Source organism: Amycolatopsis sp. NPDC034160, assembly GCF_055575355.1.
Genome location: NZ_JBVISU010000009.1, coordinates 127,326 through 152,070 on the forward strand (window position 1 = coordinate 127,326; position 24,745 = coordinate 152,070).

General features: G+C 69.6%; 18 protein-coding genes. 8 read left to right on the forward strand and 10 right to left on the reverse strand.

The genetic code is table 11. The features are described from left to right. Window positions 1–3: 3 nt before the first annotated feature. On the forward strand, window positions 4–1,326 hold the full coding sequence (locus ACZ54P_RS19870; protein WP_465463021.1) for a serine/threonine-protein kinase: 1,323 nt from the start codon (window positions 4–6) through the stop codon (window positions 1,324–1,326). A gap of 150 nt (window positions 1,327–1,476) precedes the next feature. Here ACZ54P_RS19870 and ACZ54P_RS19875 read toward each other — a convergent pair whose 3' ends face one another. After that, complete coding sequence (locus tag ACZ54P_RS19875; protein ID WP_465463022.1) at window positions 1,477–2,181, reverse strand: alpha/beta fold hydrolase; 705 nt, start codon at window positions 2,179–2,181, stop codon at window positions 1,477–1,479. Between the two features lie 126 nt (window positions 2,182–2,307). Here ACZ54P_RS19875 and ACZ54P_RS19880 point away from each other — a divergent pair, with 126 nt between their 5' ends. Both ACZ54P_RS19880 and ACZ54P_RS19885 read left to right on the forward strand, forming a co-directional pair. Further along, window positions 2,308–2,868, forward strand: a complete 561-nt coding sequence (locus ACZ54P_RS19880; protein WP_465463023.1) for a TetR/AcrR family transcriptional regulator — start codon at window positions 2,308–2,310, stop codon at window positions 2,866–2,868. Between the two features lie 270 nt (window positions 2,869–3,138). Further along, window positions 3,139–4,725, forward strand: coding sequence for an AMP-binding protein (locus ACZ54P_RS19885; RefSeq protein ID WP_465463024.1), 1,587 nt, complete (start codon window positions 3,139–3,141; stop codon window positions 4,723–4,725). 10 nt (window positions 4,726–4,735) lie between these two features. Here the strand turns inward: ACZ54P_RS19885 and ACZ54P_RS19890 are convergent, their stop codons facing one another. Together ACZ54P_RS19890 and ACZ54P_RS19895 are read right to left on the reverse strand one after the other, a co-directional pair. After that, window positions 4,736–6,124: a M20 family metallopeptidase gene (locus ACZ54P_RS19890; protein ID WP_465463025.1), complete on the reverse strand. Its 1,389-nt coding sequence runs from the start codon at window positions 6,122–6,124 to the stop codon at window positions 4,736–4,738. 60 nt (window positions 6,125–6,184) lie between these two features. After that, window positions 6,185–7,768 carry an FAD-binding oxidoreductase gene (locus ACZ54P_RS19895; RefSeq protein WP_465463026.1) on the reverse strand — a complete coding sequence of 528 codons (1,584 nt, stop codon included), beginning with the start codon at window positions 7,766–7,768 and terminating at the stop codon, window positions 6,185–6,187. Between the two features lie 334 nt (window positions 7,769–8,102). Between ACZ54P_RS19895 and ACZ54P_RS19900 the strand changes: the two genes are divergently transcribed. Continuing rightward, window positions 8,103–10,637: a LamG-like jellyroll fold domain-containing protein gene (locus ACZ54P_RS19900; RefSeq protein ID WP_465463027.1), complete on the forward strand. Its 2,535-nt coding sequence runs from the start codon at window positions 8,103–8,105 to the stop codon at window positions 10,635–10,637. A 65-nt stretch (window positions 10,638–10,702) separates the two neighbouring features. Here ACZ54P_RS19900 and ACZ54P_RS19905 read toward each other — a convergent pair whose 3' ends face one another. Beyond that, window positions 10,703–12,352: a DUF885 domain-containing protein gene (locus ACZ54P_RS19905; RefSeq protein WP_465463028.1), complete on the reverse strand. Its 1,650-nt coding sequence runs from the start codon at window positions 12,350–12,352 to the stop codon at window positions 10,703–10,705. 105 nt (window positions 12,353–12,457) lie between these two features. Between ACZ54P_RS19905 and ACZ54P_RS19910 the strand changes: the two genes are divergently transcribed. Further along, a complete protein-coding gene (locus ACZ54P_RS19910) occupies window positions 12,458–13,498 on the forward strand; it encodes an enoyl-CoA hydratase/isomerase family protein (RefSeq protein WP_465463029.1) in 1,041 nt (346 codons plus the stop codon). Here ACZ54P_RS19910 and ACZ54P_RS19915 read toward each other — a convergent pair. Next, window positions 13,482–14,192, reverse strand: coding sequence for an SWIM zinc finger family protein (locus ACZ54P_RS19915; RefSeq protein ID WP_465463030.1), 711 nt, complete (start codon window positions 14,190–14,192; stop codon window positions 13,482–13,484). The two genes, ACZ54P_RS19910 and ACZ54P_RS19915, sit on opposite strands and share 17 nt — an antisense overlap. Beyond that, the gene (locus ACZ54P_RS19920) at window positions 14,185–17,196 is read right to left on the reverse strand and encodes a DEAD/DEAH box helicase (protein WP_465463031.1); all 3,012 of its coding nucleotides are present in this window, start codon (window positions 17,194–17,196) and stop codon (window positions 14,185–14,187) included. The genes ACZ54P_RS19915 and ACZ54P_RS19920 overlap by 8 nt, the downstream gene beginning before the upstream one ends. 347 nt (window positions 17,197–17,543) lie before the next feature. Here ACZ54P_RS19920 and ACZ54P_RS19925 point away from each other — a divergent pair, with 347 nt between their 5' ends. Continuing rightward, entirely contained in the window at window positions 17,544–17,918 is a 375-nt protein-coding gene (locus tag ACZ54P_RS19925; RefSeq protein ID WP_465463032.1) for a TetR family transcriptional regulator C-terminal domain-containing protein, read from the forward strand. On the opposite strand, the gene ACZ54P_RS19930 is transcribed toward ACZ54P_RS19925, so the two are convergent. Then, window positions 17,907–18,335 (reverse strand): MarR family winged helix-turn-helix transcriptional regulator, encoded by a 429-nt coding sequence (locus ACZ54P_RS19930; RefSeq protein WP_465463033.1) that lies wholly within the window; start codon window positions 18,333–18,335, stop codon window positions 17,907–17,909. The two genes, ACZ54P_RS19925 and ACZ54P_RS19930, sit on opposite strands and share 12 nt — an antisense overlap. A gap of 70 nt (window positions 18,336–18,405) precedes the next feature. On the opposite strand from ACZ54P_RS19930, the gene ACZ54P_RS19935 reads away from it, so the two are divergent. Continuing rightward, window positions 18,406–19,032, forward strand: a complete 627-nt coding sequence (locus ACZ54P_RS19935; protein WP_465463034.1) for a TIGR03086 family metal-binding protein — start codon at window positions 18,406–18,408, stop codon at window positions 19,030–19,032. Here the strand turns inward: ACZ54P_RS19935 and ACZ54P_RS19940 are convergent. Continuing rightward, window positions 19,011–19,892, reverse strand: a complete 882-nt coding sequence (locus tag ACZ54P_RS19940) for an alpha/beta fold hydrolase (RefSeq protein WP_465463035.1) — start codon at window positions 19,890–19,892, stop codon at window positions 19,011–19,013. The genes ACZ54P_RS19935 and ACZ54P_RS19940 overlap by 22 nt on opposite strands. Before the next feature lie 87 nt (window positions 19,893–19,979). Between ACZ54P_RS19940 and ACZ54P_RS19945 the strand changes: the two genes are divergently transcribed. Further along, window positions 19,980–20,582, forward strand: a complete 603-nt coding sequence (locus ACZ54P_RS19945) for a TetR/AcrR family transcriptional regulator (protein ID WP_465463036.1) — start codon at window positions 19,980–19,982, stop codon at window positions 20,580–20,582. 276 nt (window positions 20,583–20,858) lie between these two features. Here ACZ54P_RS19945 and ACZ54P_RS19950 read toward each other — a convergent pair whose 3' ends face one another. Next, complete coding sequence (locus tag ACZ54P_RS19950; protein ID WP_465463037.1) at window positions 20,859–23,621, reverse strand: DUF5682 family protein; 2,763 nt, start codon at window positions 23,619–23,621, stop codon at window positions 20,859–20,861. Continuing rightward, on the reverse strand, window positions 23,618–24,730 hold the full coding sequence (locus tag ACZ54P_RS19955) for an ATP-binding protein (protein ID WP_465463038.1): 1,113 nt from the start codon (window positions 24,728–24,730) through the stop codon (window positions 23,618–23,620). The genes ACZ54P_RS19950 and ACZ54P_RS19955 overlap by 4 nt, the downstream gene beginning before the upstream one ends. Window positions 24,731–24,745: the final 15 nt, after the last annotated feature.

Here is a 24,745-nt window from a genome sequence, read left to right on the forward strand (position 1 = left end):
CCCGTGAACCGGAACTCCATCCTCGCCGGCCGTTACCGGCTGGAGCGCGAGGTCGGCCGGGGCGCGATGGGCGTGGTGTGGCAGGCGCGGGATGAACGGCTCGGCCGGACGGTCGCGGTCAAGCAGCTGCTGCCGGGCACCGTGCCGGACGACGCCCCGTTCCGGTCGATCGTGCGCGCGATGCGCGAGGCGAGGGTCGCCGCCCGGCTCAAGCATCCGCACGCCGTCACCGTGTACGACGTCGCCGAGCAGGACGGGATTCCGTTCCTGGTCATGGAGTTCCTGCCGTCGCGGCCGCTGACGGATCTACTCGCGGACGACGGCCCGCTCACGCCGGGACGGGTGGCGGAGCTCGGCGCGCAGGTCGCCTCGGCGCTGGCCGCCGCCCACGCGGACGGGATCCTGCACCGCGACGTCACCCCCAACAACATCCTGATCACCGAGGACGGCGGGGCGAAGATCGCCGACTTCGGGCTCTCCCACGCCACGGGCGAAGGGACCATGACCGGTGACGGTCTCGTCGTCGGCACCCCGGCGTTCCTCTCCCCCGAGGTCGCGGACGGCGAAGAACCCGGTTATCCGTCGGACGTGTTCTCCCTCGGTTCCACGCTCTACACCGCGCTGGAAGGCGTGCCGCCGTTCGGCACGGACGGCAACCAGATCGCGCTCCTCAAACGCGTCGCCCGCGGCGACATCACCGCGCCGAAGACCACCGGCCCGCTCACGGACGTCCTGCTGCGGCTGCTCCGGCGCGATCTCGGCGAGCGGCCGGACATGGCCGAGGCCGAGCGCCTGCTCCGCGCGGTCGCGGACGGCCGTCCGGCGATCCTGTCCGGCACGAAACGACTTCCCACGCCCACCCGCCGGTCGAAGCTGCCGCTCGCCCTCGGCGGTGGCGTGGTGGTCGCCGGTGCTGTCTTGGCCGGGTTCCTGCTGTTCGACAGCGGCCCGGCCGACGCTCCCGTGGCGGCGCCACCCGGGGCCGAACCCCTGGGTGAACAGAGCACCACCGCGGAGAAACCGGTGTGCGAGGCGAGCTACGAGGTGACCAATCGCTGGCCCGGCGGTTCGGAGATCCGGGTATCCGTGCGGAACCCCAAGGACACCAGGCTCACCGGCTGGGAGGTCAGCTGGACCCTGCCGCCCGGAACCCGCATCGCCAATCTGTGGAACGGTTCCCTGGCACAGGAAGGCGACCGCGTGCGGGTGTCCGAACTGGACTGGAACGCGGTGCTGCCCGCGGGCGGCACGACCACGTTCGGTTTCATCGCGACCGTCGACGGCGAGGGTGGGGCGACGCCGCTCGCGGTGTGCCGGAGTTCCTAGGCGTGCGTGGCCAGCCGGGTTGGTCGTGAGTGGCGATTCGTGTTCTAACCCGGATCGCCACTCACGACCAACGGCACCCAACGGCTGGTGGACTCACGCGCGTTCAGCCGCACCGTGGCCGCGCGGCCGCCCGCTGTCAAGCGACCGAGGTCAGGCGACCTTGGCGGCCGCCGCGAGGATGACCTCGGCGACGACGTCCGGCCGCGAAACCGAAACGGCGTGCGAGGCGTCGACCCGGGTGACCTCCGAACCGGCGCGCTCGCTCATGAACTCCTGGGCGGCGGCGGGGATCGCGTGGTCCTGCTCGGCGATCAGCGCCCAGGTCGGCAGGGTCTTCCACGCCGGCTCGCCGTCGAACGGGGTGGCCAGCGCGCGCTCGGTGACCGGACGCTGGGTGACCGCCATGACGTCGGCGGTCTCGGCGGGGACGTCGGCCGCGAACACGTCCGAGAAGTTCTCGGGCTTGATCGACAGCTCACCCTGGGCCGCGAGGACGTTCGTGGTGTCGGGGCCGAGCTTGCTTCCCTCGAACCGGCCGGAAAGTTCGAACACGCTCTCCCCCGCCTCCGGCTGGAAGGCGGCGATGTAGACGAGCGCCTTCACGTTCGGCGCGGTGGCCGCCGCGCGGCTGATCACCACGCCGCCGTAGGAATGCCCGGCCAGTACTACCGGACCGGATACGCCGTTGACGAAATCGGCGACGTAGTCCGCGTCGGACTCGATCCCGCGCAGCGGGTTCGGCGCCGCCAGCACCGAGTAGCCCTGCTCGCGCAGCTTCGGGACCACGCCGTTCCAACTGGACGAGTCGGCGAAAGCACCGTGGACCAGGACGATGGTGGGCTTCTGGGTGCTCATGGTTGCTCCTTCAGAGCTGGGCAGAACGATCGGTCTTTCTCCCTGAACAATGCCTGTCCCGGATGCCTTCCGCAAGGTGACGTAGGCAACGTGGCGTAATGACCGTTCTTTCTCTAAGGTCGGGGAATGTCGACTGCCGCCCGGGAAGTCCACCCGAAGATCCGGCTGCTCGAGACCGCGTCCCGGCTGTTCTACGCCGAAGGGATCCACGCCGTCGGGGTGGAGCGCCTGGTCTCCGAGGCGGCCGTCACCAGGGCGACGTTCTACCGCCACTACCCCACCAAGGACGATCTCGTCGCCGCTTACCTGAGCACCACGAGCGAGCGGATTCGCGAGGGCGTCGGCGAGGTGACACGCGGGAAATCCGCGCGGGAAGCGCTACTCGCCGCGCTGGGCATCATCGGTGACCGGACCCTCGACGACGACTTCCGCGGCTGCCCGTTCCTCAACGCCGCCGCCGAATACCCCGACCCCGGACACCGAGTCCGCCAGGTCATCGACGACCACCGCGAGTGGTTCTTCGGCGCGCTTCGCGACCTGGCAACGGATGCGGGCCACGCCGATCCGGAACACGCCGCCCGCACCCTCGTCCTCCTTCGTGACGGAGCGCTTCATGGCGGGAACCTCGACGACGCGGAGACCGTCCGCGACACCCTGCGCCGCGCCGTGACCGACGTCGTCGCCTGAACGCCCCGGGCTCAGGCCACGCCCGGCGAGAAACCCGTCGAGGATGACGCCGATGACGCGGCGGGCCGGATCACCGGGATGGGCTCGCGCACTGCCGGTCTCGAGCGGGCGATGGACGAGGTCGTCACCGAAGACGTGGGCGTCGTCTTCTGAGGCTGGTCCATGTCTTGTCCGGTGTCATCGTCACCGAGGGGACATTGCGCCTACTCGACGGTCGTAACAAATGCTACCTTCGCCGGAGGGGGCCGGCCGGACCGAGGAGTGGCGACGATGAGGCTTTCTCCCAGCGCGCACGCCGACTCGTTCTGCCGTGACCGGCTGCCGCCCGCCGACCAGTGGCCCCGGCTGCAGTTCGACCTCCCCGAACTGCGGTATCCCGACCGGCTGAACGCCGCGACCGTACTGCTCGACGACACCGTGGCACGCTTCGGCCCGGACAGGGCCTGCCTGCTGTCGCCGACCGAAACCTGGACGTACGGCGAGGTTCTCGCCCGCGCCAACGGCATCGCCCACGTCCTGGTCACCGACTTCGGCGTGGTGCCGGGGAACCGGGTCCTGCTGCGGGGCACCAACACCCCCTGGCTCGCGGCGTGCTGGCTGGCCGTGCTCAAGGCGGGCGCGGTGGCCGTCACCACGATGCCGATGCTCCGGCGAAACGAGCTCGACAAGATCGTCGGCCGCGCGGAACCCACGCTCGCGATCTGCGACGAACGCCTGCTCGTCGAACTGCCGCCCGAACTGCCGGTCGTGTCGTACGGAACAGATCTCGCGGCCCGGGTGGAACGGCATCCGTCGGCGTTCACCGACGTCCGGACCGCGGCGGACGACGTCGCGTTGCTCGCCTTCACCTCCGGCACGACGGGATCCCCGAAGGCGACAATGCACTTCCACCGCGACCTGCTCGCGATCGCCGACACGTTCTCGCGGCACGTCGTACGCCCGACGTCCGACGACCTCTTCGGCGGCACGCCCCCGCTGGCCTTCACGTTCGGCCTCGGCGGGCTGCTGGTCTTCCCCCTGCGCGCGGGAGCGGCGACGCTTCTGGTCGAACGCGCGACGCCGGCGGAACTCGCCGCCATCGTCGCCGAGAAAGGCGTGACGGTCCTCTTCACCGCCCCGACGGCGTACCGCGCGATCCTGAACTCCGGCGACGGACGGCTGCTGACCGGTGTGCGGCGGGCTGTCTCGGCGGGCGAATCGCTGCCCGCTCCGGTGGCCGAACAGTTCCGGGAGATCGTCGGACGGCCCCTCATCGACGGTCTCGGCAGTACCGAAATGCTGCACGTCTTCATCTCCGCCGCGGACGAGGCCGCCCTGCCCGGCGCGACCGGACAGGTGGTGCCCGGCTACCAGGCCGCCGTCCTGGACATCGACGGCGTGCCCGTTCCGGACGGCACGCCCGGCTTCCTGGCGGTCCGCGGCCCCACCGGCTGCCGCTACCTGGAGGACCCGCGCCAGCGCGACTACGTGCGCGACGGCTGGAACATCACGGGCGACACCTACATCCGCGACGCCGACGGCTACTTCAGGTTCGTCGCGCGCAGCGACGACATGATCATCTCGTCGGGGTACAACATCGCCGCCCCCGAGGTCGAGGAAGTCCTCCTCACGCATCCCGATGTGGAGGAATGCGCGGTGGTCGGGACGCCGGACCCGGACCGGGGTTCGGTCGTGACGGCTTTCGTCGTGCTCCGGTCCGGTGCCGCGTCAGGTCCCGATGTCGCCCGTGCGTTGCAGGAGCACGCGAAGGCGAACGCGGCGCCGTACAAGTACCCGCGACGCGTCCGGTTCATCGAGTCGTTGCCGCGTAACGCGAGCGGGAAGTTGCAGCGGTACCTGTTGCGGACTTTCGAGTGAACCGGGCCCCTCAGCGGATCTCCTTTCCGCGGCGCCCGAGCGCGTGGAACAGCGCCATCGCGAGGACCACGCCTTCGCGGGCGATCGGGGCGAGGAGATGCTCATCCGGCGCGTGCTGCAGGCAGCCGGGATAGGAATGCGGCACCCACAGGGTCGGCAAGCCGAGCAGGTCGGTGAACACGTGATTCGGCAGCCCGCCTCCGAAACTGGGCAGGATCGCCACCGGCCGGTCGGCGACCTCGTCGAGCACGCCCTTCGCCCAGCCCACCCAGGGGTCGTCGACAGGGGTGCGGCTGGCACTGAAACTGCTTTCGGTGACGACGTCGACCATCGAAAACCCGTGCGCGGCAAGGTGTTTCGTGATCGCGTCCGCCACTCCCCCGACCTCCGTGCTCGCCACGTAACGGAGCTGCAGCATCGCGCGGGCCCGGCCGGGGATGGCGTTGACGGGCCGCTCGATGTCCGCGGCTCCCAGGGAGAGGACTTCCAGGGTGTTCCAGCCGTACAACCGCTCGGCCACGGTCAACCCGGTGTCGCCCCAGCCCTCGTCGGGCAGTGGATCCCCCGGCCCTCCCGCGATCTCGAGACCGGCGAGCGCTTCGCGGACACTGCCGGGGAGCCCGGGCGGCAGGAGTTCCGGCACCCGGATGCGGCCGTGCCCGTCGACCAGGCACGAGATCGCCCCGGCGATCGTGGTGGCGGGGTTGCGCAGCACCCCTCCCCAATTCCCCGAGTGGTAGGCGTCGGGGCGCAGATCGACGTCGAGCGCGATCCGGACACTGCCTCGCGCGCCGAGGAACACCGTCGGCGTCGCCGCGTCCAGCCGAGGCCCGTCGGAGGCGATGAGGACGTCGGCGCGCAGCGAATCCCGCTGCGCCGCGACGAACTCGTCCAGTCCGGGTGAGCCGATCTCCTCGCCGGTCTCGAACAGGAACTTGAGGTTGAACCCTAGGGAGCCCTGGTCGGCCAGAAGGAGCCTCAGCGCCGTCAAGTTGATCAGGTGCTGCCCCTTGTTGTCTGCCGAGCCGCGGCCGTACCAGCGCTCCCCGTCGGCGGTCAGCGTCCACGGGTCCCGGCCTTCGCTCCACCGCCCCTCGTGCCCGTCGACGACATCCGCGTGCCCGTAGCACAGGAGCGTCGGAAGCTCCGGAGACTCGATCCGGGTGCCGATCAGGAAGGGGCCACCTGCCGGGTCGGGATTGGGATGAGTCGCCACCGAGCAGCCCAGTGCGGTCAGCGCCGGTGTCAGCACGTCGTCGAGGTAGGCCTTGATGGCGACGCGTCCGGCCGGGCGGTCGCTCACGGTCGGATACCGGACCAGTTCGGCCAGCTCGGCGAAGAAGGCCCCCGAGTCGACGTGTTGCCGGGCTTGCGAAACCAGTTCTGCGGGGACTGCCACGTGCTCTCCCGATTCACTCGCCGTGTGGTGCCGACGAGCGTAAGCCGGGCGGGGCGCCGGTCAGCGGATCAGCACGCCGGGATTGAGGATGCCCGCCGGGTCGAGCGCGGTCTTCGCCGCGGTGAGCGCGGCGGCGAACGGATCGGGCCGTTGCCGGTCGTACCAGGGCCGATGGTCACGGCCGACGGCGTGGTGATGGGTGATCGTGCCGCCGTGGCCTTCGATCGCCTCGGACACCGCGGCCTTGATCTCGTCCCACTGCGCGACTGTGCTGCCCCAGCGCCCGGCGGCGTAGATGCCGTAGTAGGGCGCGGCCCCATCCGGATAGACGTGGGTGAACCGGCAGGTCACGACGCCCGCGCCACCGCACACCTTGTCGATCGCGGTCCGAGCCGCCGAGGTGATCGCGTCGTGGAACTCGTCGAAACGGTCCCACGTGCACGCGGTTTCGAAGGTCTCGACGATCAGCGACCGGCGGACGAGCGCGTCACGCTGGTACGGCATCCGCAGGAACGACGCTCGCCACGCCGAAGCGCTGTCCTGGCGAGCGGAATCCTTACCGCGCCTGGTTTTCACCACTCCACCGTGACCGATGGCCAATTCCAGCGCGCGGTCCAGCCAGCCGTCGACCGGATGGTCCGCGGACTCGAACGCGACCAGCAGCAGTCCGCCGCCCACGCTCGCACCCGCGTTGATGAACGCTTCGGCGGGATCGAGCAGGCGGCAATTCGACGGATACAGCCCGGACTGCGCGATCGCGCGCGTGGCGGCGACCGCGTCCTCCTGACGTTCGAAGGTGACCGACGCGGTGACCTGCCAGACCGGCCTGTCCTGCAGGCGCATCCACGCTTCGGTGATCACGCCGAGGGTACCTTCGGAGCCGAGGAACATCCGGTCCGGCGACGGTCCGGCGCCCGATCCTGGCAGCCTGCGCGATTCACTGATCCCGGCCGGGGTGACGACCCGAAGCGACTCGGTGAGATCGTCGATATGCGTGGCGAGCGTGGCGAAATGCCCGCCGGCGCGGGTCGCGAGCCAGCCGCCGAGGGTGGAATGGGCGAACGACTGCGGGAAATGCCGCAGCGTCAGCCCCAAGGGACGAAGCCGGTCTTCCAGGGCCGGCCCGAAGATCCCGGCCTGGACCCGGGCCGCGCGGCTGACCGTGTCCACTTCGAGCACGGTGTCGAGCCCCGAAAGATCCATCGAGACAGCGGGTCCGTCGAAGCGCGGTTCGACACCGCCGACCACGGAACTGCCGCCACCGTAAGGAATCAGCGGCGTGCCCGACTTCGTGCACCAGTCGAGCAGGTCGATGACGTCCTGCTCCGAACGCGGACGGGCGACCAGATCCGGGACGTGCTCGAGCCGACCGAGCAGGTTGCGGACGACGTCACGGAAGGCCTTGCCCCGGGCGTGGGACAACCGGTCGGCGGGGTCGTCGCCGCACAACGCGGCCAGCGTCGGAGGCGGGCTGAGCCGCGACGGCGGGACGGCGAGGTCCGACGGTTCAGGCGGGGCGTGGTCGGTGAAGTCGTGATCGGGAAGGACCGCGGCCGTACGGGCGACGAGCGCGTCGGATTCCTCGGTGGTCAAGGCTTCGGCAGTGTGTCCCCAGCCCCACCAGGACCGTTCTCCGGCAGGCATCGGCGCCTCCGTTCCAGCTGACTTCCCAGTAAGTTACCCCAGTACGTGATGGCCCCCTTCCTTGCGCCAGGCGCAATGAAGGCCCCCTTCATGTACTTCACGCAGAACCCGGAATCGCCACTCACGACCGCCCGCCCCTGACCACGGGCCGATTCGAGCCATTCGCCGCTTTACAACGTTGTATCAACGATGTAAAAAGTTCTCACGACCTACCGTGGCCTGCCTCACACCGGTTCCCCCTTGGCCACGGGGTCGTGGTTTCACGCCTGCACAGGTCCAGCGGGAGGCGCACCTCCGCCGAGGTTGGCCGTCCCCGGAGAAGGGTGTCGAGCAGATGTTGTCAACGTTGTCACCGCATCGCCCCCGAGGTAAGTCCCGAAGTTCCGGAGGCTTCCGCAAAACCCTGACCCTCGCGGTCGCCACCCTCACGGCGCTGTCGCTGACGTCGGGCTCCGCGACGGCAGCGGAGAGCGGCTGGAAGATGGGCAAGCCACGCCTGACCACGCCGTGGACCAATCAGGTGTCGCCGTCCAACGCGCTGCCCGAGTACCCCCGGCCGCAGCTGGTGCGCGAGAACTGGCAGAACCTCAACGGGCTCTGGGAATTCGCCGGTGCCGCTCCCGGTGAGGTCCCGCCGTTCGGCGACCGGCTCGCCGAGAAGATCCTGGTCCCCTACCCCACCGAATCGGCGCTTTCCGGTATCCAGCGGCATGAGGACCACATGTGGTACCGCCGCACGTTCACGGTGCCGAGGAACTGGAACGTGGGCAAGGACAACACTCTCCGGATCAACTTCGGCGCCGTCGACTACAAGGCGAAGGTCTACGTCAACGGCAAGGAGGTGGCCTCGCATCAGGGCGGCTACGGCGCGTTCTCCGCGGACGTCACCTCGGCGTTGAAACCCCAGGGGGAGCAGGAGATCATCGTCGGCGTCGAGGATCGCGCCGACGCGACCTGGCAACCCGTCGGCAAGCAGCGCCTGGTCCCCGACCGTGGCATCTTCTACGAGGGCGCCTCGGGCATCTGGCAGACGGTGTGGATGGAGCCGGTCGCGGCCCGGCACATCGGCACGCTCGGCATGGTCCCCGACCTCGAGTCCTCCACGCTCAAGCTCACCGTCGACACCGGCGGGAACCCCGGCCTGACCGTCGAAGCCGTGGTTCGCGACGGCCACAAGGTGGTCAGCCGCAGCAAGGCGTCCGCTGCCGGGACGATCTCGCTGCCGGTACCCAAGGCGAAGCTCTGGACGCCGGACTCGCCCTTCCTCTACGACCTCGACGTCGAACTGAAGGACGGCCGCCGCACCGTCGACAAGGTGTCGTCCTACTTCGGCATGCGGGAATTCGGCACCGCGAAGGGCGCCGACGGCAAGCTCCGGTTCACGCTCAACGGCAAGATCCTCTTCCTGCAGTCCACTTTGGATCAGGGCTACTGGCCGGACGGCATCTACACCGCGCCGACCGACCAGGCGCTGCGCTTCGACCTCGAACAGCACAAGGTGCTCGGGTTCAACACGGTCCGCAAGCACATCAAGACCGAGCCCGACCGCTGGTACCACCACGCCGACAAGCTCGGTTTGCTCGTCTGGCAGGACATGCCGTCGATGCGCACCGGCGGGCGGCCGCCTGCCGACGCGCAGAAGCAGTTCGAGGTCGAGCTGAAGGAACTGGTGGAACAGAAGAAGAACTGGACCTCGATCGTCGGATACGTGCCGTTCAACGAAGGCTGGGGTGAATGGTCGCGCGACACCACCGGGCGGATCGCCGACGACGTCAAGGCACAGGACCCGACCAGGCTGGTCAACGCGCACAGCGGGGTCAACTGCTGTGACTCCCTCGGCGACTCCGGCAAGGGTGACGTCATCGACTGGCACGCCTACCCGGGACCCGCGAAGCCGATGCCCGACGGCAAGCGGATCTCGATCGACGGCGAACACGGCGGTTACGGTCTCGAGGTCAAGGACCACATGTGGTTCGGCGAGGGCCACGCCTACGAGATGGTGAAGGACCAGGCGACCTTGAACAGCCGCTACGTCCAGAACCAGCGTGACGTGCTCGCGTCGGCGCAGAGCTGTGGCATCAGCGGATCGATCTACACGCAGATCACCGACGTCGAGCACGAGGTCAACGGCTTCTTCACCTACGACAGGCAGGTGAAGAAGATGGACTTCGCGCAGGTGCGCGCGGTCAACCAGGCGATCATCCGAAACGCCGACGGCAGCGGTTCCGGCGCTCCGGACCCCGGCCCCGGTACCCCGGGACTCACCGGTGTGCACGCCTACAAGTTCGACGAAGGCACCGGATCCCGTGCCGCGGACTCGGTCGGCACCGCGCACGCCACGCTGACCAACGCGCAGTGGGCAGGCGGTGTCGAAGGCGGCGCGCTGGCCTTCGCGGGCAACGGACAGGCCGACACCGGCGCCGGCCTCGTCGACACGGCGGGCAGCTACTCGGTCTCGGCGTGGGCGAAGCTGGACGAGGCGAGCGGCGCGTTCCAGACCGTCGTCAGCCAGGACACCGGCCGCGACAGCGCGTTCTTCCTGCAGTACTCCGGGCAGGACCAGCGGTGGGCGATGAGCTTCGTCGGTCTCCGCGCCCTGTCACCGGAGAAGCCGGAAGTCGGTCGCTGGTACCACCTGACCGGGGTCCGCGACGCCAAAGCGGGCACGTTGTCGCTCTACGTCGACGGCGAGAAGGTCGCCTCGCAGAACGCCTGCTCCGCCGCGCAGAGCACCGGCCACACGGTGATCGGCCGCGGTCAGTACGGCGGTCAGCAGGTCGACTTCCTGCGCGGGGCGGTCGACGACGTCCGGCTCTACGACCGGCCGCTGTCCGACGCCGAAGTCGCGACGCTCGCCAAGCGCGACTGAGGCGGACCACGCGGCGCCGGGGCGGCTCCCCGGCGCCGCGTGCCCGGCACGGAAAGAAGCTCCGGCTACCGCGACTCCGCGCCGGCCCAGTCCCGGACGACGTCACCGAGCACGGGCAACGGCACCTGCCCTTGGCCCAGCACGACGTCGTGGAAGTCCCGGATGTCGAAGGCCTCCCCCAGCCGCTCTTCGGCGAACGCGCGCAGCCGCTGGATCTCCAGCCTGCCCGTCATGTACGAGAGCGCCTGGGCGGGACGTTCGATGTACCGGTCGGTCTCGGACTGGACCTCGACGTCGCTGAGCACACAGTGCCCGCTGAGGTAGTCGACGCACTGCTGCCGCGTCCAGCCCAGTGCGTGCAGCCCGGTGTCGGCGACGAGCCGCGCCGCGCGCACGGAGTCCTCGGCGACCATGCCCAGTCGCATCAGGTCGTCGGAGTACAGGCCCATCTCGTCGGCGAGCCGTTCGGTGTACAGCGCCCAGCCCTCGTCGTAGGCCGACAGCGGCATCGCCGTCCGCAGCAGCGGCAGACCGGTGAGGCCGTGTGCCACGACGGCCTGGAAGTGATGCCCCGGAACGGCTTCATGGAAAGCGGTGGCTTCGGCGACGAACCGGAACCGGTCGGTCACCCGATGGGTGTTGGTGAAGTACGTGCCGGGACGGCTGCCGTCCGCGGCGGGGGGCACGTAGTACGCGGCCGGAGCGACCGGCCCTTCCGCCTCCGATACGGCACGCACCACGCAGGCGGCCGACGGCGTCCGGCGGAACCACGCGGGTGCGGCGGCCGTGGCCCGGGCGATCGCGGCCTCGGCGGCCGCGAGCATCTCGTCCGCGTCCCGCCAGCGCAGTGACGGATCGGTGCGCAGCCGGTGCCGGACCGCCGCGGGATCGCCGTCACCGAAGACGGCGGTGCCGATCCGGCGGTACTCCTCGTCCAGGTCACGTCCGAGTTCGAGGCCGATACGGTGCAGTTCCTCCGGCGTATGCCCGCTGGTGGTGTGCATCCGGACCAGCCGCGCGTAGCTCTCCTTCCCGCCTTCGAGCCAGCAAAGACCCGGCCGCTCGTCGGGACGCCCACGTCCGGCGATCTCGCGCGCCAGTGTCTCGCGATAGGTGACGAGCGCCGGCCGGACCCGCTCGGCGAACAACCGCTCCCGCCGCGCCACCCGGTCCCCGGTCAGCGGCGGGACCAGCAGCGCGTTGGGCTCGGTGGCCAGGAACCGGTCCACGTGGGCGATGGCGTTGCGCACCGCACGCTCCACCGGCGTGCGGCCCGCCTCCAGCCCACCGCGGAACCGGTCGGCCAGCGTGCCGAAGAACTCCGGGACCGCCGCCAGCCTCGTCAGGTAGTCCTCCTCGGCCTTCACCCCTGACGGAGCCAGCTGGGGAAGCCAGGTCAGCGCGGCGGCGCCCTCGGCCGCCATGGGTTCGGCCATGGTGAACTCGATGAGCCGGGACTCCAGCCTGGCCAGCAGGCCTTCCGCGTGATGGGCGACCACACCGAGGGTCACCCGGTCGGGATCGGTGGAGCGGGCGGCGAGGTCCGCCACTCTCGCGGCACGCTCCCGCAACCGGCCGTCACCCGCCTCCGAGACGTCCCGCAGTTCGTCGTCGTGCCCGGGAATGCCCTCCAGAGTCGCCTCCAGCGGCGTCTCGGCGGCGAGCGCGTCGAGAAGGTCTTCGGCCAGTTCCGCCGCGGTCGGCTGATCACTCATACCCGAGATCTACCAGACCGGACCGTATTCGCGTGGGCCTTTCCGATGGTCGGCCCATCGCCGATCAGTCGGACGTCCTACTTTAAGATGCCCTCAGGAGGTTTCATGAACGACGTGCTGTTCTCCGTCCACAGTGGAATCGGCAGGATCACCCTGAACCGGCCGCGTGCGCTCAACTCGCTGAACCACGACATGGTCCGTGCCATCACCGCGCGTCTTGAGGCTTGGCGCTCCGATCCCGCGGTCCACGCCGTGCTGATCGACGGCGCCGGTGAACGCGGGCTCTGCGCGGGCGGCGACATCCGCGCCATCCACGAGGACGCCCGCGGCGGCGGTTCCGCCTCCCTGCGGTTCTGGGCCGACGAATACCGCTTGAACGCGCTGATCTCGCGCTACCCCAAGCCGTACCTGGCGCTCATGGACGGTCTCGTGATGGGCGGCGGGGTCGGCGTCTCCGCGCACGGCAGCCACCGGATCGTCACCGAACGCTCCCGCGTCGCCATGCCCGAGGTCGGCATCGGTTTCGTCCCCGATGTCGGCGGCACGTATCTGCTCTCCCGCGCTCCCGGACAACTCGGCACGCATATCGCCCTCACGGCGGGGTCGATCAGCGGGGCCGACGCGATCCACTGTGGACTCGCTGATCATTTTCTGCGCAGTGAAAGAATCCCGGACCTGCTCGACGCGCTCACGTCGCACACACCGGACACCGCGCTGGAGCTGATCGCCGAACCCGCGCCGCCGAGCGAACTGGCCGCGGACGCGGAATGGATCGACCACTGTTACGCGGCGGACACGGTCGAGGAGATCCTCTCCCGGCTCCGCGCCGGAGGCGACGCGGCGGCCACCACCGCCAAGGAGATCGAAGCGAAGTCACCCACCGCCTTGAAGGTGACCTTGCGCGCGCTCCGCACCGCGGCCTCGCTGCCCGACCTGGAGACCGTGCTGGCGCAGGAATACCGCGTCTCGCACCGTGCGTTCTCCTCGGCCGAATTCACCGAGGGGATCCGGGCACAGATCATCGACAAGGACCGCTCACCGCGCTGGTCCCCGGCGACCCTGGCCGAAGTGGACGACACTTTGGTCGATTCCTACTTCGCCGATCTCGGGGACGCCGAACAGAGGTTCTTCACTCCTGGCCGGTGAGCGCCCGGTACAGCGGCCGGAGCAGTTCGGTGACCGAGGTTCCGTCCACCGTGGCCACGAGCGGCGGCACCTCACCGAGCAGCCCCAGCGCGGCCCCGGCCGGCGGCTGTCGCCGGGCCGACCCCGTGACTTCACCCGCCGGGCCCCAGTCGAAGAAGTCGTCCATCACCTCGGCGAGGCCAGGTGTCTCCGCTTCAGTGGGCGGTGCCGTGATCCTGGCGCCCGCCTGTCGTCCGATCTCTTCGAGCAGGGTGGTCCGGTCACGGCCGCGGAGGGCGAACATCGCGAACGGATCGCTGCCGGTCTCGTCCGCCAAAGCGATCAGGCCCGCGACGAGGTGATCACACGGAACCTTCGTACCGGGGCAAGTGCAGTCCAGCGACAACTCCCTCGTTTCCGGGAACAGCGGTACCTGCTCCGCGGTGAAGAAGCGTTCGATGTCGTCCGGCACCCGTCCGTCGAGCAGGGCCGCCGTCGTGACCTCGTCCTCGACGACGGCCGCGGTCACCGCCGTCCACACCTGTTTGCCGAACGTCGGCAGTCCGATGCGGGCCTCGTAGAACCGTTGCCGCGTCACGCGCACCTGGGCGACCGCGGCGCCGGGCCCGACCGCGAGGCTGTCGACGCGACAGGGCGGCACAAGTCCTTTGTGGACGCCGAGTTCGTCGAGGGTGCGCCGGAATCGGTCAGTCATCCGCCGCCTCCCGTCCCAACGCGAAGACCTCCCGCAACGAGTCGGTGGACAGCCCGGTGAGCCAGTCTTCGCCGTCGGTGACGACCATCCCGGCCAGCGACTCCTTCTTGGTGATGACGGCGTCGATCCGTTCCTCGATGGTGCCGGGGCAGACGAACTTCCGCACCTGGACGCTCCGCCGCTGACCGATGCGGAAGGCACGGTCGGTGGCCTGCTCTTCGACCGCCGGATTCCACCAGCGGTCCAGGTGGAGGACGTGGGTGGCGGCGGTGAGAGTCAGCCCAGCTCCCCCGGTCTTCAGCGACGCCAGCAGGATCGGCGGCCCGGTACCCGATTGGAAATGCTCGACGATCGCATCCCGGCGCTGCTGGGACAACCCGCCGTGCAGGAACGCGATCTTCGCGTTCAGCCTGCTCGACAGATGCGGCACGAGCAGATGCCCGAACTCGGCGTACTGCGTGAAGCACAGCGCACGGTCACCGGAATCCAGGATCTCGGCGAGGAGTTCTTCGAGCCGGTTGACCTTTCCGGAGCGGTTCTCCAGCGGTGAGCCGTCGTGCAGCAAATGCGCGGGGTGGTTGCAGATCTGTTTGAGTTTGGTGATCGCGGCGAGGATGTTGCCGCGCCGTTTGACCCCGGCGCTGTCGGTGATCTTGGTCATCATCTCGTCCACCGTCGCGCGGTAGAGCGTGACCTGCTCGCGGGTGAGGCGGTATTCCTGGACGATCTCGATCTTCTCGGGCAGATCCACGAGCACGGTGGGGTCGCTTTTGAGCCGGCGCAGCAGGAAAGGCCGGGTGAGCCGGCGCAGTTCGGTGGCCGCGGCCAGATCGCCCCGGCGTTCGATGGGTACCTCGAACCGCTCACGGAAATCCTGCCTGCCCCCGAGAACGCCGGGGTTGAGCAGATCCGAAAGCGACCAGAGATCGGCGAGCCGGTTCTCCACCGGCGTGCCGGTCAGTGCGACCCGGTGCTCCGCCGGGATCCGCCGCAGCGCCTGCGCCGGACCGGTGTTCTGGTTCTTGACCGCCTGCGCCTCGTCGAGCACCAGCCGGTGCCACCGGGTGCCCGCGAGTTCGTCGGCGTCCCGGGCGGCGGTCGAATAGGTGGTGACGACGAGATCGGCGGCCGCGACGCGTGCGGCCAGCCGGGCGCCGTGGTCCCGCGCGGCCCCGTGATGGATGGTCACCCGGAGATCGGGGGCGAACTTGGCCGCTTCCCGCTGCCAGGTCCCGAGCAAGGACATCGGGCAGACCAGCAGCGTCGGTCCGCACTCGGCGCGTGCACGCTCGATCGCTTCGAGCGCGAGAAGCTGGACGGTCTTGCCGAGGCCCATGTCGTCGGCGAGACAGGCACCGAGCCCGATCGAAGCCATGAACGAAAGCCAGGCGACGCCTCGTTCCTGATAGGGCCGCAGGGTCGCCAGGAAGGTCGGCGGTGGCTCGACCGGTTCGATGACGCGGTGGACCCGCCCCGCGAGGAAGTCGTCGATCCAGCCGTCGGTCGTCACCTCGGTGACCGGCAGTGGCGTGTCGTCGAATCCGTGGAGCAGGGCGAGCAGCTCCGCCGGGGTGGGCAGCGGCGGCTTCTCGCGGTCCGGGTCGCGGCGCAGGTACTCGAGACCGGCGCGCAGCAGCTCGGGATCGACGCTCACCCACCGGCCGCGCAACCGCACCAGCGACGACTTCGCGGCGGCGAGCCCGGCCAGTTCCTCGTCCGTCAGGGCGTCCTCCCCGACGGCGAGCGACCAGCGGTACGAGGCGAGCTGATGACGGCCGAGCCGGTACACGGCGGCCTGGTCGACGGGCGCGCCGCGGACGGACAGCTTGAGCGCGAGCTTGCGCCTGCCACCCCAGCTCGCCGGGAGCTCGACGTCGAAACCGGCCGCGACCAGCCGCTCCGCGCCACCGTCCAGGAACTCGACGGTTTCGGCGACGGTGAGGTCGTAGATACCCGGTCTATCGGTCTGGACCGCCGGAGCGAGCAACGGCAGCACTCCTGCGGCACGCCCCAGCTCTGCGGCGAAGAGCCCTTCGGGGTCGGTGAACCGCGCGCCCGCCTTGCCCGACCAGACGTCCTCGGCCGGGAGAAGGAGGCTCGGATCGGCCGTGGAGCGCAGCAGGAACCGCAGCTGCCACTTGGTGCCGTCGCCGGTCTGGTCGTCGGGATCGTCGACCGGCCCGTACAGGGTGGGCACCTCGTCGAGCCGGATGCAAACGGTGCCCTCGGTCAGGTCGGTGTCGGTGACCGCGTCCCAGGCCGCGATCCCCTCGGCGACGATCCCCATCCGTCCCGGCGCTTGGCTGATCCGGTCGTCGGCGCTCTTCAGCGCGTGGAGCCAAGATCCGAACGGTCCTTCGCGCCCATCGCTTTCCGTGGCGTGACCGGCGGCGGCCAGCCGATCGCGGACGGCGGCGTCGACCAGGCTGTGGAGCGCGTCGGTGACGAGCGCCGCCGGATCCGGTTCGGTGTGTTCGGCCCGGCCGACCGGCGGGGTGGCCGCGATCAGCGCCCGGAGCGCGACCGCGTCACCGCCTCTGGCCACCGGCCGCCACCGCGCTCGCGCCACGACCTCGGTCCGCACGAGGGTGGGCAGCACCCGGCCGCGGCGCACGAGATCGTCCGCGAACCGGGCGATGGCGCGAAGGTGCCGGACAGAGGTGCCGTAGTGGACCGAGTCGACCGGATCGTCCAATTCGGACGGATCGATCAGGATCGCGGGCACCGACCAGGGCTCCAGCGACAGTTCCTGCTGAGGACGGCCGCGGACACCCAGCTCGGGTGAGGCGACCGGGCCACCACGTCGCGACGGCAACAGCAAGGTGGCCGACGCCGGCTTGCCGGGATGCAGCGCCGTCAGATCCGCCACCGACGCCGCGAACGGATGCGGCCGGGCCGAACTCGACGGCCGCATCGACGTCGTCGCCGGCCGGTCACCGTGCTCACCCCACAGCACGATCCCCCGGCGAGGGGACCACAGGCCGTGCACGACGAGTGGCGGCATGGCTCCCCCTTTCCGTGGTCTGTCCACCCAGCATGCCCGTGCCCGATCAGCGGCCGGTCAGTGCCTCACCGGATAGCAGTCCTCCGGTGGAATCAGCCGCCCTTCTGCACGCGATCGATCCGCGCGCCGCGCTGAGCGGGCACATGCTCTTGGGAGTCCATAAGACGCGTATGGGCTGGGAAACGCCTGGTTGGCGGCTATTCGGTCTCCAAGCAAGGTCGCGAGCAGCGGTTCGCGGGGCCGCTTGGCGTGCCGCCTCCATGCCGGTGTCCCCAATGTGGCATTGGAGACGTTCAGTGGCCCCAATGCCACATTGGGGACCTCCCGCCGCACCTATCGGACCTGACGTGCTTGCCCGTGCGCGCGACAGCGGGCACCCACCCGGACACGTCGATCCGGACGTCCTGCTCGATCTGCTCACCGGCGCACTCTGGCAACACCTCGCGACCTGTCCGGACACCAGTGCGCCCGCCGACGCCGAGGGCTACCTCCGGGCCGCACTCCATCAGGTCGGCTATCGGCCGCATCCGAAGAAGGGATGGCGCCATGACCACGGCAAGCCCCGAAGCGCAGCGACGCACCCGAGCGTTCGCTCGCGTGATCGGCCCTTATGTCGCCACGTTCACCGGAGCTGGCGCGGACCGCTCGCGGTCGCCGTGTCGCTGTTCGGCTGGTTCAAGCGCGACCCGAAGACGCGGGCAGTCCCGGCCTCAGGGACCTGACACTTCGGACAGCACACGCGCGGCGCGGAGGAACGCCTTGCGGTCAGCGGGAGGCAACCGCTCCAGCAGCCGCTCCTCCTGCTCCTGGATCCGTGCCTGAGCCGACCGGCGGGCGGCGCGGCCCGCGTCGGTGATCTCCAGCAGCCGGACCCGGCGGTCGTTCGGATCCGGCTCGCGGGTGATCAGCCCGTCCTCCTGAAGCTTGTCGAGGGTGCCGATGATCCTTGTCTTGTCCGCGCCGATCGCCTTCGCGAGCGCGGCCTGCGCGCGGACGGGCCCGTCGTCGAGCGCGCTGAGCACCACGTAGCCCCACATGGTCAACCCGTGCTCGGCCAGCACCGGCGACTCGGCCGCCATCAGCCGTCGCATCAGCCCGCCGAGCATCGCCGCGAGATCCGGCCTCCGCTGCTCCGCCATGCGCAGACCATACCGACCCGGACCGCGAATCCGGTTGACTAACTCGTACGCATATGTAGATGATATGCGCATGCACACCAACGAGCTTCGCTTCCTCGACGCCATCGCGACCCGCAAAAGCCTCGACCTCGTCGCACGCGTCACTCCCGAAGACCTGACCAGGACGACGCCGTGCGCTTCCTGGACCCTGCACGGCCTCCTGTCCCATATGGCCACCCAGCACTACGGCTTCGCCGCCGCGGCCGACGGCGACGGCGCGGACCCTGCCCACTGGCGCCCGATCCCGCTCGGCGACGATCCCGTCGCCGACTACCGCGCGTCGGTCAAGCGGGTACTGAGCGCCTTCGCCGTCCACGACCTCGAAGACCGCAAGTTCACCCTTCCGGAGTTCTCCACGGAATTCACCTTCACCGCGGACAAGGCCCTGGGCTTCCACTTCATCGACTACGTGGTGCATTCCTGGGATGTGGCCAAGACCCAGGGCCTGCCCGTCAGCTTCGAAAAAGAGGTACTCGACGTCGCACTGAAGCTCGCGGAGTCGATTCCCGACGGAAAGATCCGGGTGGCGCCGGGGGCCGCCTTCGGCCCGGCCGTCAAGCCGACCGGAACGTCTACTTTGGACACTATCGTGGCGCTGCTGGGCCGGTCCCCGTCGTGGCCGGATCCCGCGCCGAGTCAGTCCACCGCGTCGGCGTGACGTTCCTGCGCCGCCTCGAGAATCCGGGCGGTGACGAGTTTCGGCCTCTCGAGCGACAGCCCGTGCGTGGTCTTGGGCACGACCTCGACGCGAAGGTGCGAGCCCAGTGTTTCGAGGCGCGCAGCCACCTGCCGGGCATCGTGGATGACACTGCGTTCGGCGACGACGATCCGGGTGGGCACGTCGATCGACGCCAGCTCGTCGTCGCCGAACAGGTGCATCTCGGGCAGCTGATCCCGGTATTTGAGGGCGGCGAAGAGGAAGGGGCGCAGGATGTGCCGCACCTCCGGATCCCCCGAGGCGATCAGCCGGAGGAGCCACTTCGGCAGGAACCATCGGAAGATCTCCCCCAGGCTCCACCAGATGAAGCTCCGGCCGATCACCCCGAACCCCGACGCCTCGAAGGTGACGACACCGGCGATACGTTCGGTGGTCCGGGAGGCGAGATTGAGCGAAAGCCAGCCTCCGCGCGAAACACCGGCGAGGTGGGCCTTTTCGTGGCCGGAACCGGCGAGGGCACCGTCGAGTACTTCCGAGAGCCAGTCCGCGCAGTCTTCGGAGTTCTCGAGCGGAGCCGCCTGCAGCGATCGGCCCGGTTCACCGATCGTGTCGACGGCGTAGATCCGGTGCCGCTGAGCGAGTTCGGCGATATGCGGATACCACGACAGCGAGGTGCCCCGCCCTCCCGGCAGGAGCACGATCGGCGTGCCCCGCTCGGCGCCGCACCGCCGGACCCTGGTCGGGCCGAACCTGGTTTCGATGTCCAGCTCCTCGGCGGGAATCGGCCACCTTCGCAGGACGTCGTCGTAGACGGCGAAGAACCGCTCTTCCGCCTTCTTGTCCGGAAAATCCCCCAGCATCGCACCTCCTCGATGTTATAGTGCACTTGCACCATAACAGTCGGTGGCCGCTCCCGGCCAGCTCCACCGACGTGAAAGAGTGATCGCGTGCCGAAACGTGTGGACCACCAAGAGCGCAGGCGCGAGATCGCGGAAGCCCTCTTCCGGATCGCCGCCGCCCAGGGCCTGCAAGCGGTCACGCTGCGTGCGGTCGCCGCGGAGGCGGGGATTTCGATGAACCTGGTCCAGTACTACTTCCCGACCAAGGAGGAGATGCTGCGGTTCGCCTGGCGGCGAATCGTCGAGCTGACCGGGGAGAGCGCCGGTGCGAGCATCGGACAGGCGATGAAGACCGGCGACGAACGCGCGATCGTACGGGCCTACCTGACCGGCGTCCTGCCCACCGATGAACGCGGCCGCATGCTGGCCGCGGTCCAGATCGCCTACTTCGCCGTCGATGTCACCCGCGGTGGCCAAGCACCGGATCAAGAAGCCTTGCTGCCACATCTGGTGCGAGCCCTCGCCGAACTCCTACGGCAGGCGCAGGCGAAGGGCGCCGTCCCGGCACACCTCGATCCCCGGCTGGAAGCGGACACGCTCGCGACCATGTCCGCCGGACTCCTCACCGGGATCCTGGTCGACGCCTACACCACCGAACAGGCGGCGAAGATCGTCGACTACCGGCTCGACGGCCTGTTCACCGGCGGCTGATGAGCGCCTCGATGCCGTCCAGGATGCGGCCGAGGCCGAACTCGACGTCGTCGTCCTCGACGCCTTCCTCGCCGTAAGCCTCCACCGGAGACCACGGCGGTGACGCGCGAACAGCCCCGTTCCTCGAGACGCGGGCGCCGGAATTCACTCACCGCCCGGACCCGCGCCCACCTGCCAGGCCGTGCCGCTGGGCTTCCACGGCAGCGGGGTCGCCGACTGAGGGCCGATGGTCACCGGCGCCTTCTTTCGCGGGGCGCCGGTGACCGTCCACTGTGGTCACACGGCCGTGAGCACCTCCTCGAGTGCCACGGCGGTCTCCGGGTACTGACCGATCAGCGCCGCACCGGTCGGAGCCGCGCCGGGGGCGACCCACTCGCCTTCGCAACCCAGCAGGTTCGCGACGGCGTCACAGGTCGCCGGATGCGCGGCCAGCAGCGCCAAGCCGGTCCCGGAGGCCTTCCTGGTCACGGCAACGGCTTCCGGTGGGGTCTTCCACGGCGGAACCCATTCGTCGAGCGCCGCGAGACGGCCGGGGAAGAGCCGTCCCGCCTCCCGGACGAGCAACGGCACGAGTTCCGCGCCCCGGGACCGCAGTGTGGTGAGCAACGTCGGCAACCACGGCAGCAGCAACCTGTCCGGCAGCTCGGCGAAAGCGTTCGACACCGCCTCGACGACGAAGTCGGCCAACCCCGGCGCCGGTTCCAGCGCGTGGACGAACCCGCTGAGATAGCGCGGATAAGCGGGCAGTACCAACGGATTCGCCAGCAGCCCCGCGCACCGCTCGCGCAGCTCCGCGCGCGAGAGCCGGCCGAGCTGCACTTGAGCCGCCCACAGCAGCGCCACCTTCGACGGCTCCTGCGGATGCGACCCGGTGATCGCCAGTTCAAGCTGGGTGCGGTCGCATCCCAGTGACAGGGCGAGCGCCTCCATGCTGAACAGGAAGCCCAGCATCGCGGCGACCTGCTCGACACCGGCCTCCTCGTCGGCGAAGGCGGCGGGCAGCAGGGTGCAGTAGTGCGCGTAGCCCGTCCTGACGAACTCCTCGATCCACCGAGGCAGGACCGGCTCACTGGTCCGGTAGTGCGCCAGCAGCCGCCGCACCCGCCGCAGCACTTCGGGAGCGCCGTCCACGGTGCGTTCGGTGGCCAGGACCTCCAGGGCACGGGTGCCCAGTTCCCCCGCCAACCGGGCACTGCGCAGATAGAGCGTCGCGTCCTCGACGGCTCCGAGCACCTTCGCCGCGGTGGCCTGCGGATGGTAGGCGGCGCGCCGAAGCCGTTGCTCCAGCACCTGTTCGATGCTGACGCCCTCGTAGCCCAGTTCGATGAGGGCTCGCTGGTGAGTGACCAGCGCCAGATCCCACGACTCCTGGATCGGCCGTTCGCCGAGCCGCCGCTCCCCCATGATCGGCCGCGCGGCACCGTGCGGCATCAGGTAGCGCAGCATCCACAGCAGATCGGAGCAAGGCTCGAGCTCCGGCCGCGTCGCGATGTCGAGCAGCGCCCGCTGCACACCTCGTTGCTGCAGCTTGAGGTTCAGCGGGGCGAGCCTGTCGTGCACGTCGCGCGCCAGCGGCGGAAGCGCGTCGTAGCCGACCTGGCCGATCCGGTCGCCGCCCATCATGATCTCGACGAGGCGGCGCACGTCGCGCCTGCCGGGTACGACGTCCTTCTCGATGCAGGTGACGGCCGCGTCCTGGAAGTCGTAGGGCGTCGGCTTCGCCCGGTCGCGCAGACCCGCCAGCAGGATCGACGTCTCGAACACCGCGATGGCGTCGGCTGTCGAGGACAGATACCCGTTGCGGCGCGCGGCCCGCACGATCTCGACCGACCAGCCCAGCAGCTCGGCCTCGTCCAGTTCGTCCAGGACCGGTGGCCGCCGCAGGAAGCCGGTCAACTGATCCGAGGAGACCGGATCAGCGGTGGGCTCGGGCAGCCCGGCGGCTTTCTTCCGCTTCGGCCCGCCCACCTGTCCGTCCAGCTGGAACTGCTTCACGCGGGTGCGCTTGAGGTTCTTCGCCCATTCGGTCGCCGCGATCGAGACCGATCCCCCGGCCAGGCCGAATTGCGCCTCGATCGACGCGTGGCTCGACGGGATCAGCCCGTACTGCCACGTGCTCGCGCTGCGCGGGCTGATCACGAACCCGTCCGTGCCCTTGATGCCGAACTCCGCGACCCGGCTGGCGGCGTGGAACGCGCCGCAGACGTAAAGGCAGTCCGAGGGGTCGGCGCCCGAAGCGGCGAGGTGCTCGCGCATGCGGGTCCACATGTAGCGCTCGCGATCCTCGTCCACCCGGACTCGACGGGTGTCTCCGGGAGCGAGCCGCCGGAACAGGCTGCCGATCAGGAACATGACCTGGCGATAGGTGTCGTGGTCGCTGTCGCCAAGCGGCAGCTCGACGTACTGGTGCCACCACTCCGACCAATGCCGTACCCGCCCGTGACGCAGCAGGTGTTCCTCGAGTTCGGCGAACCGGGGCCGCAGATCGCCGATCTCGACCCCGACCGCGTCACCGTGCAACGCGGCTTCCTCCTCGGCGGGCGGCGCGTCCGGATCCGCGGGCTGCTCACGCTCGTCCCACTGGAAGACGTGGTCGGCCGACCGGTCGACCAGGACGAGTTCGACCCCCGGGGTGTCCAGCGCGTAGGCGATCGCCTGGTACTCGGCCGAGGCCTCGGTGATCGGCGCGACCACCGACAGCGGCGCCCACTCGGCCGGGAACCCCTTAACGTCCGTCGCGAAAGCCTGTACCGCCACGGGAAGGCGGCAGTTGCGCAGCTCGGTCAGCAGCGGCGCCATGTCCTCGCACAGTTCGAGGTAGACGACCTTCGGCTGTTTCTCCCGCAGCCGCCGTGCCATCGCCACGGCCGAAGCCGGGGAATGGTGGCAGACCGGGAAGATCTCCAACGGCTCCCGCACCGCGCGATCGACGTCGTCGACGAGCCCGAGCAGGATGCCCTCCAGCGCGCCGGGCCCGTCGGCGAAGGCGGCCGCGGCCTCCCGTAACTGGCCGCGCAACGCCTCGAAGGCGCCGCTCACGACAGGGTGGCGATCGCGTCGCGGCCGCCGTCGAGGAACTCCGGCCAGTCCCCGCCCTCGTCCTTGCTGCGCGGCTCGACGACGCCGTGCAGGTACTTGTTGAGGATCGCCAGATCCTCCGGCTCACGGCGGGCGAGGGAGCCGACGAGGGAAGACGCGAGCGTACGGGCGGTCAAGGCTCGGTCCCCGAAGAAGTTGCTGTGCAGCACCGCGTCTTCGAGGACACCGATCTGTTCGGCGGTGGACAAGGCGGACTCCAGCTTCTCGTCGTCGCTGCCCGCCGACGCCGCCGCGGCACGCAGGTCGCCGAAGCTGCGCAGCAGCACGTCGAGCAGCGTCGGCGGCACGTCCAGCTCGATCTGATGGCGGTGCAGGAGCTCCTCGGTGCGGAAGCGGACGATCTCCGCCTCGCTCTTCTTGTTCGTCACCACCGGGATGCGGACGAAGTTGAACCGGCGCTTGAGCGCGGAGGACAGGTCGTTGACGCCCCGGTCGCGACTGTTGGCGGTGGCGATCACGGAGAACCCGGGCTTGGCGAAGACGATGCCGTCACTGTCCAGTTCGGGCACCGAGATGTACTTCTCGGACAGGATCGAGATCAGCGCGTCCTGCACGTCGCTGGTGGACCGGGTCAGTTCCTCGAAGCGACCGATCGATCCGGCCTCCATCGCGGTCATGATCGGCGACGGGATCATCGACTCGCGCGACTGGCCTTTGGCGATGACCATGGAGACGTTCCACGAGTACTTGATGTGGTCCTCGGTGGTCCCCGCCGTGCCCTGGACGACGAGCGTGGAGTTGCGGGAGATCGCCGCGGCCAGCAGTTCGGCGAGCCAGCTCTTGCCGGTGCCGGGATCACCGATCAGCAGCAGCCCCCGGTCCGAGGCGAGCGTGACGATGGCTCGCTCGACGATGCTGCGGTCTCCGAACCACTTCTGCGCGATCTCGCGATCGAGGCCATCGGCGCGTTCGGCGCCGAGGACGAACAGGCGCACCATCTTCGGGGACAGACGCCAGGCGAACGGCTTCGGGCTGTCGTCGATCGACTCCAGCCAATCCAGCTCTTCGGCGTACTTGAGTTCGGCGGGGGCGCGCAGGACGTCGGACATGTCGTGCCTTTCGAG